Genomic DNA, 16,599 nt, shown 5'->3' with positions numbered 1-16,599 from the left:
GCCTAATGCGCTTGCCAAGTCCCGACGGGCAAAAAATGTGGATGAATGTAAATCATCCGGATGGCGCCAATGTCGTAATGGTGCGGATGGTTCCCGGGTTCCCGCCGTTTTGCCGGCTTCTCAATGCCCTCGTGTATTCCTTTCTTTCACGCGCCTTGAGGGGCGGAGCGCAAGCGGCTACAACGTTGCGGTCGGTTCCCCGCCGGGCAAAGCCCTGGGGGATCAAATGGGAATGCGGTGAGAACGGACCCAATCAGGGCGTTTGAGGCCGCAGCTGCCCCCGCAACTGTAAGCGGCGAGCATCCCCGCACAATGCCACTGGAACGAGTCGACCGGGCATGTCTCGGCAGGGTCCTTATCCGGGAAGGCGCGGGCGATGCGGTGACCCGCAAGCCAGGAAACCAGCCGACACACGATGAAATTCCATTATGTGCCGTCGGGTGGACGGTGAGGAGATGTTCGATGGTTCAATTCGGTTTTCCCGACAATTCGTATCCGCATCCCGATACGACACTTGCGCCTGCGCGCGCCTTGCTCGTGACAACACCTGGATTCGTTCGTTGCTGAATCCGCCGCCGGCCGACTTCGTTGCACGCGATCCGCTTCATTGCGGTAACGCAGGCAGAGGCGCGCGACGGCGCTGCGGACATGTCGGCCGAAGCGGCGACAGGTGCGCCCGAGCAACAGGCCCGGCTTCGATCCGATTCTCGCGATTGTTCGCGATTGCCCGGCCCCATTCCCCACGACCACCCACGGGGCTTGAACCCCCGATCCGCCTGCGGAGATTTCGATGATGATAGAGACGACGCTGATTCTGGGAGGCGCGCGGTCGGGCAAGAGCCGGCACGCGGAGGCGCTGGCCGAGGCCTCGGGGCTCGAGAAGGTTTATGTGGCAACCGGGCAGGGGGGGGATGCCGAGATGGCCGAGCGCATTGTCCGGCATCAGGCGCGGCGGGGCTCTGACTGGAAGACGATTGAGGAGCCGCTCGATCTCACCGGTATCCTGGCCGGCGAGGGGCTGAGTAGCCGGGTGTTGCTGATCGATTGTCTGACGTTGTGGCTCTCCAACGTGATGCTCGACGGACGTGATGTGGAGGCCGAAACGGCTGCGCTCGTGGCTGCGATCGATGCGCGTGCCGGGCCCGTTCTGTTCGTTTCAAACGAGATCGGACTCGGGCTGGTGCCAGAAACGCCGCTGGGGCGTGAGTTTCGTGATTGCCAGGGCCTTCTCAACCAGGCGGTGGCGGCTGTCGTGCCGCATGTGATTTTCGTCGCGGCCGGATTGCCGCTGACGCTCAAGGACAATCAGAACACAGGAGGCGCGGAATGAGACCCGCAAAGATCCCCGCAACGATCATCACCGGATTTCTCGGCGCCGGAAAAACGACGCTGGTGCGCCATTTGATCGAGACCGCGGGTGGCAAGCGCATTGCGCTCATCGTCAATGAATTCGGCGACATGGGGTTCGACGGCGGCATGCTGTCGGATTGCGGCGTGCCCGGATGCGGGGCGGATGAGGTGATCGAGCTCACCAACGGCTGTATCTGTTGCACCGTCGCCGACGACTTCCTGCCCGCAATGCAGGCGTTGATGAAGCGGGATCCGGCGCCCGAACACATCGTGATCGAAACATCGGGTCTCGCCCTGCCGCAACCGCTGGTTCGCGCATTCCAGTGGCCGGATGTGCGCGAACGGGTGACGGTGGATGGCGTCATCACCGTCGTCGATGCGCGCGCCGTGGCCGACGGGCATGTCGCGATGGACGAGGATGCAGTCGCCGCTCAACGCGCGGCGGATGAGGCGCTCGACCATGACAGTCCGATCGAGGAACTCTTCGAGGATCAGCTTCGCTGCGCCGATCTCATCGTTCTCTCCAAGTCGGACCTGTGCGATGAGGCGGAGATCGCAAGGGTCCAGGTTCGCGTGGCAGAAGACGCGCGTGCCGACGTGGCAATGCTGAAGGCAGATATGGGACGGCTTCCGGCCGACGTCCTGCTGGGGCTCGACAGCGGCGCCGAAGACGACATGGAAAGCCGCAGGGCCCACCACGATCATCACAATGACGACGATGATCACGATGATGATGAGCATCACGACCACCATCATCATGACGACTTCGAGAGTTTCGTGGTGCGTGCCGCTCCGGCGATCTCGCTTGCCGATGCCAGGGAACGGGTTGCGGCCGTCGTTGCCCTGCCGGGGGTGTTGCGGGTCAAGGGGCACGTGTGGGTCGCGGGCAAGCCTTCCCCCGCCGTCGTCCAGGCTGTGGGGCCGCGTGTGGAGGCTTGGTTCGCTGCCGCCGCCGACAAGAGGCCCGGGCTCGTGGTGATCGGCCTCAAGGGGGTCGACAAGGCACGGATCGAGGCGATGCTTGCACAGGAAGCGGTCGTCTAACCGGCCTCCGGGCCCTTTCACGAAAGGCGAGCTTTCCAAACCATGCACATTCCGGTCAGCCAGGCGCGACGCATCGATGATGGTGAAAGCGCGGTGGATCTCGGTCAGTCACCGGGCGATATCGTTGTGCTTTCCGCCGCCGATACGGAGCTTGCGGGCTTTGCGGGGGCTGTGGAGGCTCTTGGGGCAGTGTCCCGGGGCGGGCTGGAAGCATCGGTGCGGCTCGCCAGCCTGATGGCGCTTGGCCACCCCTATTCGGTTGATCTTTACGTGGAGAAGACGATTTCGCACGCGCGGCTCGTCTTCGTGCGGCTTCTGGGTGGCAAGGGGTACTGGCCCTATGGGCTGGAGCGGTTGGGGGAGGCGGCGCGCGCGAACGGTTTCAAACTCATCGTGGTCGCCGGCGATGACAAATGGGACGAAACGCTTGCGGCCCATTCGACCGTCTCCCCCGAGATTGCCGAAAGGCTCTGGCGCTACTGCGTGGAAGGCGGGGCGGAGAACCTTCGCCATGCGCTTCGCTATGCCGGCCATCTGATCGGGGAGGGAGGAGAGCCTCCCCTTCCGCGCCCGCTTCCGCGTGCGGGCCTCTGGTGGCCGGACATGCCGTCTCCGACACTCGATGATGTGAAAGCGCGCTGGAGCGATGCGGCACGCCCGGCGGCGGCGATCGTCTTCTATCGCGCACTGGTGCAAGGCGCGGCGACTGCGCCCGTGGCCAGCCTCATCGAGGAACTGAACACGGCGGGCGTCAACGCCATGCCCGTATTCGTCGCCAGCCTGAAGGAAGCTTCGTCAGCGGCCGTGCTGGCCGGGCTGTTTTCGCAGACGCCGCCCGATATTGTCCTGAATGCGACCGCCTTCGCGCTCTCATCGGCGGCAGGCGGATTCCGATCGACAGTGCTCGATGCCCCAGGGCGGCCGGTGCTTCAGGTGGTCTTTTCCTCGTCCAGCGAGGACGGCTGGCGCGAGAGCGAGCGCGGCCTTTCCATCCGCGATCTCGCCATGCATGTGGTGCTGCCCGAACTCGACGGGCGGCTCTTCACACGCGCCGTCTCTTTCAAGGAGGCGGGTGAACAGGACGCGCGGACACAAAGCACACCCGTTCGTTTCGCTCCCAAAACGGACCGTGTCCGTTTCGTCGCGGAACTGGCGGGGAACTGGGCGAAACTGGGGCGCAAATCGCCTGCGCAACGAAAGGTCGCTCTGCTTCTCGCCAACTATCCCAACAAGGACGGGCGCATTGCCAACGGGGTCGGGCTCGACACGCCTGCCTCCACGGTCGCGATCCTGAAGGCGATGGAAGGTGCGGGATACGCGGTCCGATCGGTTCCGACGGATTCGGATGCGCTTATGGCGGAGATCGCTGCGGGGCCGACCAATGCGCCGAAGCCCGGCCGCGCCGGGGGAGAACTCCTCGAGCTCGGGCGATACGCGGAGCTGTTCGCACGATTGCCGGAGACCGTGCGCAAAGCCGTCATCGAGCGATGGGGCGTGCCGGAGGCCGACCCCTTCGTGGTCGACGGAGCCTTCCGGCTTGCGGTTCATCGTTACGGAGCAGCCGTTGTCGCCATCCAGCCGGCACGTGGATACAATATCGATCCCAAAGAAACCTATCACGCGCCGGACCTGGTACCGCCGCACTTCTATTTCGCGACCTACCTGTGGCTGCGCGAGGAATTCGGTATCGATGCTGTGGTGCATGTCGGCAAGCACGGCAATCTGGAATGGCTTCCGGGCAAGGCACTCGCACTTTCGCAAGACTGTTATCCGGAAGCCGTGCTCGGGCCTGTTCCGAACCTTTATCCCTTCATCGTCAATGATCCTGGCGAGGGCTCTCAGGCCAAGCGCCGGCTTTCCTCCGTCATTATCGATCATCTGACGCCGCCGATGACGCGAGCGGAAAGCCACGGCGTGGCCGTGGAGATGGAAAGCCTGCTTGACGAATATTACCTCGCTTCCGGTATCGATCCGCGTCGAATGGAGGCGCTGGAAGAGGCGATCTTCGATCTTGCCGCCCGCAATGGCCTTGATGTCGATGTCGGGATCACACGCGACATGGAGCGCGCCGACCGGCTGACCCGGATCGATGCGCACTTGTGCGATCTGAAGGAACTGCAAATCCGTGACGGTCTGCATGTACTGGGTTTTGCGCCGCAAGGCGTCCAGCTGCGCGATCTGCTCGTCGCGCTTGCTCGTGTCCCACGCGGATCAGCCGAAGACGAGGGCAGCCTGCACCGCGCGATAGCGGCGGACCTCGGGCTGATGAACGGGCCTGCGGGCGATCGCCACATTTCATCCTCGCCCCGAGCGGGAGCGGTGGATGGCAGGGCCAAGGTCTGCAAGAGGCGCTTCGATCCACTGGACTGCGATATGGCCGCGCCGTGGGACGGCCCCAAACCGGAATTGCTCGCGCAATGCTGCGACAATCCATGGCGCACGGCCGGCGATACCGTGGAGCGGATCGAGATGGCGGCGGCCGATCTTATCGAAAATCCTGACAAGTCAAAAAGTTACGGGTGTCTTACAACATCCGTTTTGACGTCGATTGTGAGCCGCCTCAAGAAATCCGTCGAAGTCTCTGGAGACGCGGAGTTAGCTGCCTTGCTTTGCGGGCTCGATGGCAGGTTCGTCGCGCCGGGACCTTCGGGCGCACCGACGCGCGGGCGACCGGATGTGCTGCCGACGGGCCGCAATTTCTTCTCTGTCGATGTGCGCGCCGTGCCGAGCGAACTGGCCTGGCGGCTTGGCCGGCTTTCGGCCGAGCGGCTGGCGGAGCGCTATTTCGAAGAGGAGGGCGAATGGCCCTCCGCCATCGCGCTTACCGCGTGGGGCACGTCGAACATGCGCACTGGCGGCGATGACATCGCGCAGGCTCTGGCACTGATCGGGGTGTCGCCGGTTTGGGAGCCGGGCTCGGGCCGGGTCACTGGGTTCGAGGTCGTTCCGCTCTCGCAGCTTGGCCGCCCGCGTATCGACGTGACGCTCCGCATCTCCGGTTTCTTCCGCGATGCCTTCCCGCATCAGATCGACCTCTTCGACAGTGCCGTGCGCGCGGTGTCCGAACTGAGCGAGCCGGAAGATGCAAATCCGCTAGCGGCCCGGGTGGGTGCGGAGGCGCGGCGGCTGGAAGGCGAGGGGATCGCACGCGATGCGGCGCGCCGGCGTGCTTCCTTCCGGGTGTTTGGATCGATGCCGGGGGCCTACGGCGCCGGACTGCAGGCGCTTGTCGACGAGGGGATCTGGGATGAGCGTGGCGATTTCGCCGACGCCTATCTGACCTGGGGCGCCTATGCCTATGGTGGCGGGGCCGAAGGTGCTTGTGCGCGGGCGGAACTCGAGACCCGGCTACGGGCGACCGATGCGGTGGTGCACAATCAGGACAACCGCGAGCACGATCTTCTCGATTCAGATGATTACTACCAATTCGAGGGCGGGCTTGCGGCAACGGTGGAAACGTTGAAGGGCGAAGCGCCTCGCGTCTTCCACAATGACCATTCGAGGCCCGAACGCCCGGTCGTCCGCACGCTGGAAGAGGAAATCGCGCGCGTCGTACGTGGGCGTGCGGCGAACCCGAAGTGGATCACCGGTGTCATGCGGCACGGCTACAAGGGGGCGTTCGAGATCGCCGCCACCGTCGATTATCTCTACGCCTTCGCGGCGACCACGCACGCAGTGAAGGACCATCATTTCGATCAGCTCTACACGGCCTATCTGGAAGACGATGTGGTGCGTGACTTCATTGCCGAGAAAAATCCGGCGGCGCTTTCGGAGATTGCGGAGCGTCTGCGCGATGCGATCGAACGCGGTCTGTGGCGGCCGCGGCTCAACAGCGCCTATGATCATTTGAGCCGGCTTGCACAGCCGGCAGAGGAAAACGCCTGAGGAGACGGCCATGGCGAAGCAGGACATGAGCGAGGCGGAACTCGATGCCCGTCACGCCGAGAAGATGAAAAAAAAGAAGGCCGCCCGCGACAAGATCATGGCGACCAAGACGATCGAGAAGGGGCTTCTGATCGTCCACACCGGCAAGGGCAAGGGCAAGTCGACTGCCGGTTTCGGCATGATCTTCCGTGCGCTCGGTCACGGCATGAAGGTGGCTGTGGTCCAGTTCGTGAAGGGGCGCATCGAGACCGGCGAGCGGATGGCGCTGGAGAAGTTCTCCGATCAGGTAACGATCAGGCGCATGGGCGAGGGATTTACCTGGGAGACCCAGAACAGGCAGCGCGACATCGCCGCCGCGCGTCAGGCATGGGAGACGGCGAAGGAACTGATCTCTTCGCGTGAGCACAGCATCGTGCTGCTTGACGAGCTCAACATCGTGCTGCGCTACGACTACGTGCCGATCGGGGAGGTGGTCGACTTCCTGCGCGACGAGAAACCGGATGATGTCCATGTCGTCATCACCGGGCGCAACGCCAAGGACGAACTGATCGAGATCGCCGACCTCGTCACCGAGATGACGCAGATCAAGCATCCGTTCCGCTCCGGCGTGAAGCCGCAGATCGGGATCGAGTATTGAAGCGGGAATATGCAGAGACAGTGCGTCGTCGCCGCCATCCTCCGGTACGGGTGATGGCGACGAACGATGTGTTCTCAGCTTCCCAGAAGCATCATCACTTCCATGACGACCAGCAGGGCCAGGACTATGTAGGTCCATGCGGCGATGGGGATGAAGAACAACGTGGAACGGTCTTTCAGCACAACGGTTTCGCCGCTTTGCGGATCGACGAGTTCGCGTTGGCGGGAGGGATCGTTGCGCCAGCGGGCAAGGAAGTAGTTGCCAAGAGCGGCGATACCGAAACCGATGGCGATGGCCGCGGGGAAGCCGAGCGCCCGGCCCAGGAGGGCGGCGATGAAGGCGCCGAGAAAGCCGATGGCCAGGGTACAGATGCCCCAGCCGGACCAGATGATGAACAAGGTTTTTCTCCGTTGGATCGATTTCGCAGCCAGTCAGCCGGAGGGGCTGTTTTCCCGTGGGAGGGATTACGAAGCGGACATTCGTTTTCGTTGCTGGTGCGAACCTGAAGGCAGGCCTCTAGCTTTTTGATTCAGGTGGATCAAGGCCGAAGGAGTGGACGAGTTGGACACTTATGGAAAAAATCGGGGATGAACCGGATCGCCTTGTCAAAGATGCCGAGCCGAATTCGTTGGGTCTGCGAGACCCTTGAGGCAGATTTGGCCTTGCTGTCCTGTATTAGAAATTTCCAGTCCTGAGAAATGGACCGCGTCGAGTTTACGGAGGATGCGTGGCAACCCTTTTCAACCATGAAAACAGAACGCGTACACGTGCTCATGCACGAACGACAACACGCTATGAAATTGCCAGAACGGCCGTGGAGTTTGCTGCCGCGCTCGCTTTCATCGTCGGCAGCGTGTTCTTTTTCTACAATTCGCTCAAATACCTGGGCACGTGGCTGTTCGTCGTGGGCTCGGTGCTCTTTGCCGTGCGGCCGGCGGTGCGGCTGGCGATGGAAATCCATCTGGTCACCTTGCCCTGCGGAGATGGCACCAAGGAATGACCCGAACCCCCGCTCTCATGATCCAGGGTACGGGATCGAATGTTGGCAAGAGCCTGATCGTGGCGGGCCTGGCGCGTGCGCTCACGCGGCGCGGTCTGAAGGTGATGCCGTTCAAGCCGCAGAACATGTCCAATAATGCCGCCGTGACGGCGGATGGAGGGGAGATCGGGCGGGCGCAGGCATTGCAGGCCAAGGCGGCACGGGTTCCGGCTACGGTCCACATGAATCCCGTTCTGCTGAAGCCTGAAACCGACACGGGGGCACAGGTGATCGTGCAGGGCGTGCGGGTTGCAACGCTCAGGGCCCGCGATTACGGACGGCAGAAAAGCGAGCTGCTGGCGAAGGTGCTCGAAAGCTTCGCCGTGATCGAGGCGGATGCCGATATCGTGCTGGTGGAAGGTGCGGGAAGCCCGGCGGAGACCAATCTGCGCGCGGGCGACATCGCCAACATGGGCTTTGCCGAAGCCGCCGATGTTCCTGTCATCCTTGTCGGCGATATCGATCGCGGCGGGGTGATCGCCTCGCTGGTCGGAACGCATTGTGTGCTTGATGAGGCAGAGTGTAGCCGCGTTAAAGGCTTCATGATCAATCGGTTCCGTGGAGATGTTTCATTATTTTGTGAGGGAGAGGCGGAAATCGCGCGACGCACCGGATGGCGCGCGCTGGGCACCGTTCCTTGGTTCGACCAAGCCGCAGACCTGCCCGCCGAAGACGTCCTGGGGCTGGCCGAGGGACCGGCACCGGACGAGGCCGTGCGCGCGGTGAAGATCGCTGTTCCGATCATGGGCAGGATCGCGAATTTCGATGATCTCGATCCCTTGCGGATGGAGCCGGGCGTGGATCTGCGGCTGGTCAGGGCAGGAGAGCCGCTCCCCGGCGATGCCGACCTTGTCCTGTTGCCCGGCTCCAAATCGACGATCGCCGACCTAGCCTTTCTGCGTGCGCAAGGCTGGGATATCGACCTTGCGGCCCACCGGCGGCGCGGCGGGGCGGTGCTCGGTTTGTGCGGCGGATATCAGATGCTCGGCCGCACGATTGCCGATCCGCTCGGTCTGGAAGGCGGGCCGGGGACTGTCGAGGGGCTTGGGCTTCTCGATGTCGAGACAAGGCTTGGCGGCGACAAGACGCTCACCCTTGCCGAAGGTCGGCACATGCCCACGGGGGCGGCCGTGTCAGGTTACGAGATCCACCTCGGCCAGACGCAAGGCGCCGACTGCGAGCGGCCATTTGTTGAGATCGGCGGACGGATGGATGGCGCCATGTCGTCCGATGCCCTGGTGATGGGCACGTATCTGCATGGCCTCTTCGGCTCAGACGATTTCCGCTCCTCGTTTCTGGAAGCTCTCGGGGGAATGTCCGGGCTGGGTTACGAGAACCGGGTGGAGAGCGCACTGGAGGCGCTCGCCGATCATCTCGAAAAAGCAGTGGATCTCGATGCCCTGCTCGCCCTCGCCCGGGCGCGATGACGCCGTGATGGTGGTCAGGATCGCCGCCAAACGACCAGCTGATTGTTTGCCGGCAGCGCGCAATCGCGCTCAAGCGTGAGCCCCCGTTCCCTGGCAAGTTCGTCTACGGCCTCGATGTCACGAATGCCCGCCTGAGGATCGCGGGCGCGCAGGAAGGTGTCGAAGTCGCGGTTGCTTTCAGTCGTGAAGGCTCCGCCATATTTGAAGGGGCCATAGACGGCGAGTGTCCCGCCGGTGGCCAGCGTCTGACCGGCGCCGGCGAAGAAGGCCTTCACCAGCGGCCAGGACACGATGTGGAGGCAGTTTGCCGCAAAGATCGCGTCAACCCGGGCTACGGGCCATGGATGGCGGGAGATATCCAGCTCGATCGGTGGCAGCAGGTTGGGCGGCGCGTCCAGCGCGTGACGTGCTGCAAGCCCCGGCATGTTTTCGCTCAGATCGCTCGGTTGCCAGGTGAGATGCGGCATCATACGAGCCATGTGGTTCGCGTGCTGGCCCGTGCCGCTTGCGATCTCGAGAACGGAGCATGCATTGGCAAAGACGTCCCGCAGTACGTCGCCGATAGGCCCCTTGTTGTTCTCCGCCGCCTGCGAGAACGGGGGCAGGTTGCCCGTGCCCGGGACGCGGTCGGTATTTTGCGGCATGTTTCTCCCCTCAGAACGTGATGCCTCAGAACGTTATGATGGCTGCCGCCGTAGCGGTCATGGCGAAAAGAACGGTCCACGCCCCCCATGTGATCTTCACCGCCCGATGGATGTCTGTCGCCTTCGCATCGGCCGGTGCTCCTTCGTTCAGCCACTCGCCCTCTACGATGCCGTCCGCATAGTGGCGTGGGCCGGCCAGGGCGCGGTTCAATGCGCCGGCCATGGCGGCTTCCGGAAAGCCCGCATTGGGCGAGGCGAGGCGGCGGGCATCGCGTATCATGACGCGCAAGGCGCGTCCGGGCGAGCCCCCGCCCGCGGAAGCGGCAATCACGATCAGCAAGCCGGCGATCCGGGCCGGCACGTAGTTCGCGAGGTCATCCAGCCGCGCCGCCGCTTGCCCGAAGGCCCGGTAGCGTTCGGACTTGTGGCCGATCATGGAGTCGGCCGTGTTGAGCGCCTTGTAGGCGAGAATTCCGGGCAAGCCAGCCACTGCGAACCAGAAGGCAGGGGCAACGAGCCCGTCTGAGAAATTCTCCGCATCAGATTCGATAGCCGCTCTTGCAACTGCTGCCTCGTCCAGCACCGAAGGATCTCGGCCGACGATCATGGAAACGGCGGCGCGCCCGCTTGCCAGGCTCTCTCCAAGCCCGCGCGCGACGGCGGCGACGTGGCTGACGAGACTGTTCTGCGCAAGCAGTATCGACGCGAGAACGGCCAGCACAACCGGACCCGCGGAAAGCCGCGCAAGCCCCCATTCCAGCGCGAACCCGGTTCCAATGCACACAAGAAGCAGCGCGAGAATGCAGAGCGCGCCCGATACGCTTCGCGTCCTCTCGCCGTATTCGATCCTGTTCGCGCGCGCCTCCATGAACGCTATCGCCCGGCCGATGAGCACGACCGGATGGGGAAGGATGCGCCATATCCGCCGCGGATCGCCGATGATGGCGTCAATGGCAAGGGCGAGTGCCAGAACGGCAAGGGTATCGGGAGGGAGGAGCATGCGTGCGCCGACTAATCTCAGTCTGCTGTGACGGGGCTCGCCGCAGCGAGAGCCTCGGCAAGGCGTTCAAGTGCTTCCTTCGAGCCGGGCAGGCCCACTCTGAGCCATGTCGGATGCTCGTCGAAATGTCTGGTCAGGATGTGCCGTCGCGCAAGCGATTCGTGAAGTGTTATGGCATCGGCGTGCACCAGCAGGCGGAAGAGCGCGGTTCCGCCGGAGACGGGAAGACCGACCTTTCCCAGAACCGCGTCAAGTGCGGCCGCTTCCTTGCCCAGCCGCTCACGCATCCGCTGCTGCCAGTCTTGATCGGAAAGCGCGGCGCGACCTATGGCGAGCGCGGGGCCAGAGACTGCCCACGATCCGAAGTTGGCTTCAACAGCGCGAACCAGCGGGGATTGGGCGACAACGAAACCGAGGCGAAGGCCCGCTAGGCCGAAAAACTTCCCGAAGGAGCGAAGCACCGCGACCGGTTCGTCGCGCAGATACGGCAAGAGGCTTGTCTGCGGCGCGACGTCGGCGAAGGCCTCATCGACGATCAGGAGGCCGCCGCGCGCGGCGAGCTTGCGCGCGAAAGCGAGCAGGGTCTCGGCGGACAGGACCCGCCCGTCCGGATTGTTCGGGTTCACGAGGATGACAGTTGTCGCATCCCCGGCCTCATCAAGGTTTTCGACCTCACGCAAGGATCGTCCGGCGGCGTGCCATGCCTCGCGGTGGCCGGTATAGGTGGGCGAAACGATTGCGGCGTCGCCTGCCGGTGCCAGACGAGCAAGCATCGACAGCGCGGCCTGTGTCCCTGGCGTCGCCGCAAACGTTAACGTTTCGCAGGCCGCATATGCCGTACGTGCGGCCGCGATCAGCGCTTCACCGGAAGTGGTATCGGGTAACCGCATCCAGTCGTTTTCCACAAGCAAATTCGCGTAGCTTCCATCGCCCCAGGCATGCGGATTTATGCCAGTCGACAAGTCAAGCCAGTCATTTGTTACGCCACCGTAACGAGCCACGGCCAACGCGAGATTCCCACCATGTTTCATGAGGTTGGTCCATGTGCTTTCCGACCGCTTTTGCGGTCGTTTCAGAATCGGGCAAAGGGCAGTGGCACCGGTGCCGCGCGACCATAACGAAATCTTCGGAGCGGGATCGACCGAACAGACCGGAATGGCCGCAAGGATTAGCTTGAAAAGAGATTAACGGAACCGGATCGATTCGGGTCCGATACGGCCCGGACGTCTCGCAAGCAGCAAAATCGCGAACGTTGCCAGTACGATGGAGAGTGTAGTGAACACCTGCGAGAATTGCAAAATGGGAACCCGGCAAGGGTGGTTGTCGCCCAAGAACTTCTGGTTTCCGAATGTGGTAATGATTCGTTTACGAAAAGACTGTCCGCACTGCTGCCGCAAGATCGCCGCTCAGGTTGGCGGTTGCGCCTGACTTGCCTCGTCGCCTTCGGGTGCTAGGGCGATCCGGTAAGCACCCGAAGGCGACGAGGGCTGTCGGGCAACGAACCGCGTCAGCCATCGTCACGTTGGTCCCTTTGTGCCGCAAGGGTCCTCGACCGCCTGACAGGTGGTTTCAGGCGGTTGGAACAGGTGGGTTGAAAAATGAGAAGTTGGAGGCCACGCCCGGAATCGAACCGGGGTACACGGATTTGCAATCCGTTGCGTCACCACTCCGCCACGTGGCCTCAATGCCGCCTGCCAAAGTCATCGCCAAAAAGCGAGATGGCAGCAGCGATCGGTTGATTAGCAGAGCTATTGATCGGCGACAATGGGGGCGCGCAACTAAATTGGGGGTAGCGGTGATCCCCATGTCCGACCCGCCGAACCGCGGCCGTTCATTCCTCCTACGGGCGCGCTTTCAAGACGTGGAATGCACCTTCGATAAACCTTTGGTGCGACGTCGTGGCAGGGCAACGCTTGTCACGGGCTGCGAGGAGAGCTAAGGAAGCGGCACGGAAAACGTAGCGGACAGGACAGGTCGGCATGGGCGAATTCAAGGATATGCGCCGCCGTATGGTGGACAACCAGCTTCGCACCCGCGATATCACCGATTATCGCATCCTTGATGCCATGGGTACGGTTCCGCGAGAACTGTTCGTGCCCAAGGCCAAGCGGCCTTTCGCTTACAGCGACCGCGATATCGAGGTTAAGGCTGCGAACGAAACGGGGCCGGCACGTTATCTCATCGCCGCTCAGGTATTCGGCAAGCTGGTTCAGCTCGCGGATATCGACGATACGGACATCGTGCTGGTGGTTGGATGCGCTTCCGCCTATGCGACAGCGGTTCTGGCGCGGATCGCCAATTCCGTCGTCGGTGTTGAAGGGGACGAGGCGCTTGCGCACGCCGCGAGCGAGACGCTGGTCGAGCAAGGCATCGACAACGCCGCGATCGTCGCAGGCGATCCGACCAAGGGGCTGGCCTCGGAAGGTCCCTTCGATGTCATCCTGATCGAAGGGGCTGTCGACGAAATTCCCGAAGCTCTCACGAGCCAGATGAAGGACGGCGGCCGGCTTGTCTGCGTCAAGGGCCGGGGAGGGTCCGCAGAGGCGATCCTGGCAACGAGTTCCGATGGCAAGGTGAGCGTGCGACCTGCCTTCAACGCTTGTGTTCCGACGCTTCAGGAATTCGCCAAGGCTCCCGAGTTCGCATTCTGACTTTGTGGGAATGGCCGCGGCTCTCATGCCGCGGTCCTACACTCGGTGTGAAATCCCCTTTGGCTGCGCATGTTGCTGTTGCTCTTTCGCCGCATCCTTCCTTTTTCGTAATATCCGTTCCAAGCAAGGGTTCAACTCGGCCGGCCCGCAGCCTAATCTGTTTTACCAATAGGGAAAAAAGTCGCGCCCTGCGGCGGAGTGATTACCGTAGCGTAACAGGAGCGCGGTAACCTCTCCGGATAATGACAGTGTCATGTTTTCTGTGCCATTCCTTGCGACAGTGAGGTGGGACGAAGTGGGGCGTGCGACAATGAGGCGTGGCTTAGTGACTATTCGTTCTTCGGTCGTTGCCCTGGCGACGGCGTCCACCGTGCTGTTCATGGCGGCGAATGTGCAGGCTCAATCGATCAGCGATGCGCTGGCGATGGCCTACTCGAACAATCCGTCGTTGAATGCGGCGCGAGCGCAGTTGCGCGCCACCGATGAAAGTGTGTCTCAAGCGCTTTCGGGCTGGCGGCCGCAGATCTTCGCCAATCTCAGCGCACAGCATACGACATTCAGCTCCAGGCCGGGCGGTGAGCTCTACTACAATACGGCCACCGTCGGGCTGCAGATCCAGCAATCGATCTTCCGCGGTTTTCGAACGGTCAACAGCACCCGTCAGGCAGAGTCTCTGGTCAAGGCCCAGCGCGCATCGCTGCGATCGACGGAGCAGAACGTCCTGCTTTCGGCCGCGCAGTCCTATATGAATGTCATTCGCGATACGGCGATCGTTTCGCTCAACCGGTCGAACATCAAGTTCCTGGGCGAACAGGTTCGTGCGGCAAAGGACCGGTTCGAGGTAGGTGAGGGTACGCGCACCGATATTGCCCAGGCCGACGCTCGGTTGGCGGCTGCCCAGTCGCAGCTCAATCTCGCCCGTGCCAACCTGAATGCCGATCGTGCCGTTTTCCGGCAGGTCGTCGGCGTGGAGCCTGGCCGGATCGTGCCGCGTACCAACATCCGTGCAATGCTGCCGCATGATTTGAAGTCGGCGCTCTCCCAAGGGGCCGGGCATCATCCCGACATCATCGCCTCGCAGTTCAATATCGATGCCGCGCAGTACAACGTGAAGGTTCTGGAAGGCAACATGCTGCCCACGGTCACCGTTGAGGGCAATGTCGGTCGTTCCTGGAATCCTTCCTCCACGAGCAATCTCGACTATACCGACAGCGCCTCCGTGGTCGGACGGGTTTCAGTGCCCCTTTATCAGGGCGGGCTTGTTTCCTCGCAGGTACGTCAGGCGAAGGAAGAGCTGGGCAGTGCGCGAATCCTGCTTGATTCCGCCCGTGACAGCGTTCGTGCCTCGATCGTCGCAGCCTGGGGAAGCTACCAGGCCGCGGAGGCTTCTGTGAACGCGGGTCGCGCACAGGTCGATGCTGCTCAGCTCGCGCTGAATGGCGTCATCGAGGAACAGCGCGTTGGGCAGCAGACGACACTTGATGTGCTGAACGCCCAGAACGAACTCATCGATGCCAAGTCGACACTTGTCACCGCGCAGCGCGACAGTGTGGTTGCCGCCTTCTCTCTGGTTGCTGCCGTCGGACGGCTGACGGCGGATGACCTGAACCTCAGGGTCGTCGCGTACAGGCCGCGCGAGCATTATGAAGCCGTTCGCGACAAGTGGTTCGGTCTGCGCACTCCGGATGGACGCTAGCAAGTCAACGCGGGCGCCAAGGCCTGCCTTGTCCGGTTCAATGCTCCTGAAACGGGGCAAGAATAACGATGATCGTGTGCAGGCTATGGCCGCGGTTTCTTGCTTAACCGGGGGAAAATCCCAATAGCAAAGACCGGAATTTCCGAACTGGTTAAAGAAGCGTTATAGTCGAACCAATGCGAATCGTGGCTTGAGTTAAGCGTTGCGGTTCGGCTTGGTCAGTTAACGCAGTATGATTGCGTAGAGCCGGACGGCCATGTCCAGGCGTGCGATCCTGCTAGAACCGGTTTGTGAGGGGTGAAATGGCGAAAGCGGGGCAGGCGCAGGAACCCTCGATGGAGGAAATCCTGGCGTCGATTCGCCGGATTATCTCCGATGATGACGCGCCACAGGACAATTCTGAGGCCAACGCCGAAGTGGAAGAGCCGGATATGTCGGCTGATTTGTCGCAGGATGACTTGGACAAGCTTTTCGACAGCGATGGCGGTGGCTTCGATGTCGATGAGCCGGATATGGACGAGCCGGCCTCTGAGGAAGAGGACGCGTCCGAAGACGATTTCGACATGGCGGCGGCGATGGCCGAGGACGCTGTCGAAGATGAAGCCGATGAAGAGGAAAACGGCGGCGACAACGTTCTGGAGCTGACCGAAGATCTTGCCATGGAGGAGACCGACGAGGCTCCGGACATGGTGGAGGGTTTGCCGGAAGATACGGAGTCGGGGGATCTCGCCTTTGTTTCCGAGAGTGATGGCGCTGACGATGCCGGCGTGGAAGAGGAACCTCCCGCACGCAAGGCCGAAGCGGCGGCAAAACCCTCTTACGACTACAAACCGGTTCGCGACGATATAGGGTCTCTCTCTCCTGAAGATCGGCTGATGTCGGACAACACCGATACGACGGTGCATTCCGCCTTCGCCAGTCTTTCCAATACCGTTCTCGCGGCCAATTCGCGGACCCTTGATGAGCTGGTGCGCGAGATGTTGCGGCCGATGATCAAGGGGTGGCTGGACGATAATCTTCCCACCATGGTTGAGCGGATGGTACGTCAGGAAATCGAACGCGTGACCCGTGGCCGCTGAACCCTCTGCCGATTGAGCATTCCAAGCGCCGCCCGGCTGGGCGGCGTTTTCATTACATCCTAGATAAACCTCCACCTACGGTGGAGGACTGGACGAGTTCTACAATATAGGTGAGAGACCTCCATGCTTGAACCATTGGCGTGGTCA

At 62.4% G+C, this 16,599-nt stretch carries 13 protein-coding genes, 1 tRNA gene and 1 riboswitch; of the genes, 9 read left to right on the top strand and 5 right to left on the bottom strand.

Features of this window, described 5'->3' with window-relative positions; all coding sequences use genetic code 11:
- Positions 1 to 176 precede the first annotated feature (176 nt).
- A riboswitch (cobalamin riboswitch) is annotated at positions 177 to 424 on the top strand.
- A gap of 366 nt (positions 425 to 790) precedes the next feature.
- From cobU to cobO, 4 genes are read left to right on the top strand one after another with little or no spacing between them, the layout of a single operon-like run.
- Positions 791 to 1,330 (top strand): bifunctional adenosylcobinamide kinase/adenosylcobinamide-phosphate guanylyltransferase, encoded by a 540-nt coding sequence (gene cobU, locus C8N35_RS12315; protein ID WP_428977108.1) that lies wholly within the window; start codon positions 791 to 793, stop codon positions 1,328 to 1,330.
- Positions 1,327 to 2,394, top strand: a complete 1,068-nt coding sequence (gene cobW, locus C8N35_RS12310) for a cobalamin biosynthesis protein CobW (RefSeq protein WP_107990014.1) — start codon at positions 1,327 to 1,329, stop codon at positions 2,392 to 2,394. The genes cobU and cobW overlap by 4 nt, the downstream gene beginning before the upstream one ends.
- A gap of 42 nt (positions 2,395 to 2,436) precedes the next feature.
- Entirely contained in the window at positions 2,437 to 6,279 is a 3,843-nt protein-coding gene (cobN, locus tag C8N35_RS12305; protein WP_107990013.1) for a cobaltochelatase subunit CobN, read from the top strand.
- Positions 6,280 to 6,289: 10 nt separating this feature from the next.
- On the top strand, positions 6,290 to 6,916 hold the full coding sequence (gene cobO, locus C8N35_RS12300; RefSeq protein ID WP_107990012.1) for a cob(I)yrinic acid a,c-diamide adenosyltransferase: 627 nt from the start codon (positions 6,290 to 6,292) through the stop codon (positions 6,914 to 6,916).
- 74 nt (positions 6,917 to 6,990) lie between these two features.
- Here the strand turns inward: cobO and C8N35_RS12295 are convergent, their stop codons facing one another.
- Positions 6,991 to 7,314 carry a hypothetical protein gene (locus C8N35_RS12295; protein WP_107990011.1) on the bottom strand — a complete coding sequence of 108 codons (324 nt, stop codon included), beginning with the start codon at positions 7,312 to 7,314 and terminating at the stop codon, positions 6,991 to 6,993.
- 329 nt (positions 7,315 to 7,643) lie between these two features.
- Here C8N35_RS12295 and C8N35_RS12290 point away from each other — a divergent pair, with 329 nt between their 5' ends.
- Positions 7,644 to 7,916, top strand: a complete 273-nt coding sequence (locus C8N35_RS12290) for a YrhK family protein (RefSeq protein ID WP_107990010.1) — start codon at positions 7,644 to 7,646, stop codon at positions 7,914 to 7,916.
- Positions 7,913 to 9,382, top strand: a complete 1,470-nt coding sequence (locus C8N35_RS12285; RefSeq protein WP_107990009.1) for a cobyric acid synthase — start codon at positions 7,913 to 7,915, stop codon at positions 9,380 to 9,382. The genes C8N35_RS12290 and C8N35_RS12285 overlap by 4 nt, the downstream gene beginning before the upstream one ends.
- 14 nt (positions 9,383 to 9,396) lie before the next feature.
- On the opposite strand, the gene C8N35_RS12280 is transcribed toward C8N35_RS12285, so the two are convergent.
- The 4 genes from C8N35_RS12280 to C8N35_RS12265 form a co-directional block, all read right to left on the bottom strand.
- Entirely contained in the window at positions 9,397 to 10,026 is a 630-nt protein-coding gene (locus C8N35_RS12280; protein WP_107990008.1) for a DUF938 domain-containing protein, read from the bottom strand.
- A gap of 25 nt (positions 10,027 to 10,051) precedes the next feature.
- Complete coding sequence (cbiB, locus tag C8N35_RS12275) at positions 10,052 to 11,026, bottom strand: adenosylcobinamide-phosphate synthase CbiB (protein WP_107990007.1); 975 nt, start codon at positions 11,024 to 11,026, stop codon at positions 10,052 to 10,054.
- A gap of 17 nt (positions 11,027 to 11,043) precedes the next feature.
- On the bottom strand, positions 11,044 to 12,057 hold the full coding sequence (cobD, locus tag C8N35_RS12270; protein ID WP_107990006.1) for a threonine-phosphate decarboxylase CobD: 1,014 nt from the start codon (positions 12,055 to 12,057) through the stop codon (positions 11,044 to 11,046).
- A gap of 576 nt (positions 12,058 to 12,633) precedes the next feature.
- Positions 12,634 to 12,707: transfer RNA gene (locus tag C8N35_RS12265), tRNA-Cys, on the bottom strand.
- A 298-nt stretch (positions 12,708 to 13,005) separates the two neighbouring features.
- Between C8N35_RS12265 and C8N35_RS12260 the strand changes: the two genes are divergently transcribed.
- The 3 genes from C8N35_RS12260 (at position 13,006) to C8N35_RS24370 (ending at position 16,452) form a co-directional block, all read left to right on the top strand.
- Complete coding sequence (locus C8N35_RS12260; protein WP_107990005.1) at positions 13,006 to 13,677, top strand: protein-L-isoaspartate O-methyltransferase family protein; 672 nt, start codon at positions 13,006 to 13,008, stop codon at positions 13,675 to 13,677.
- Between the two features lie 325 nt (positions 13,678 to 14,002).
- On the top strand, positions 14,003 to 15,373 hold the full coding sequence (locus tag C8N35_RS12255; protein ID WP_245926769.1) for a TolC family outer membrane protein: 1,371 nt from the start codon (positions 14,003 to 14,005) through the stop codon (positions 15,371 to 15,373).
- A gap of 302 nt (positions 15,374 to 15,675) precedes the next feature.
- Positions 15,676 to 16,452: a PopZ family protein gene (locus C8N35_RS24370; RefSeq protein ID WP_107990003.1), complete on the top strand. Its 777-nt coding sequence runs from the start codon at positions 15,676 to 15,678 to the stop codon at positions 16,450 to 16,452.
- Positions 16,453 to 16,599: the final 147 nt, after the last annotated feature.

The organism is Breoghania corrubedonensis, from assembly GCF_003053845.1.
GTDB lineage: Bacteria > Pseudomonadota > Alphaproteobacteria > Rhizobiales > Stappiaceae > Breoghania > Breoghania corrubedonensis.
The sequence above is the reverse complement of the archived record's forward strand: the minus strand, read 5'-3'. Positions and strand labels throughout refer to the sequence as shown.

What these genes read in the sequence shown, in the direction of transcription:
- cobU (WP_428977108.1), top strand. Translation starts at nt 791, where the DNA reads ATGATGATAGAGACGACGCTGATTCTGGGAGGCGCGCGGTCGGGCAAG.
- cobW (WP_107990014.1), top strand. Translation starts at nt 1,327, where the DNA reads ATGAGACCCGCAAAGATCCCCGCAACGATCATCACCGGATTTCTCGGC.
- cobN (WP_107990013.1), top strand. Translation starts at nt 2,437, where the DNA reads ATGCACATTCCGGTCAGCCAGGCGCGACGCATCGATGATGGTGAAAGC.
- cobO (WP_107990012.1), top strand. Translation starts at nt 6,290, where the DNA reads ATGGCGAAGCAGGACATGAGCGAGGCGGAACTCGATGCCCGTCACGCC.
- C8N35_RS12285 (WP_107990009.1), top strand. Translation starts at nt 7,913, where the DNA reads ATGACCCGAACCCCCGCTCTCATGATCCAGGGTACGGGATCGAATGTT.
- C8N35_RS12280 (WP_107990008.1), bottom strand. Translation starts at nt 10,026, where the DNA reads ATGCCGCAAAATACCGACCGCGTCCCGGGCACGGGCAACCTGCCCCCG.
- cbiB (WP_107990007.1), bottom strand. Translation starts at nt 11,026, where the DNA reads ATGCTCCTCCCTCCCGATACCCTTGCCGTTCTGGCACTCGCCCTTGCC.
- cobD (WP_107990006.1), bottom strand. Translation starts at nt 12,057, where the DNA reads ATGAAACATGGTGGGAATCTCGCGTTGGCCGTGGCTCGTTACGGTGGC.
- C8N35_RS12260 (WP_107990005.1), top strand. Translation starts at nt 13,006, where the DNA reads ATGGGCGAATTCAAGGATATGCGCCGCCGTATGGTGGACAACCAGCTT.
- C8N35_RS24370 (WP_107990003.1), top strand. Translation starts at nt 15,676, where the DNA reads ATGGCGAAAGCGGGGCAGGCGCAGGAACCCTCGATGGAGGAAATCCTG.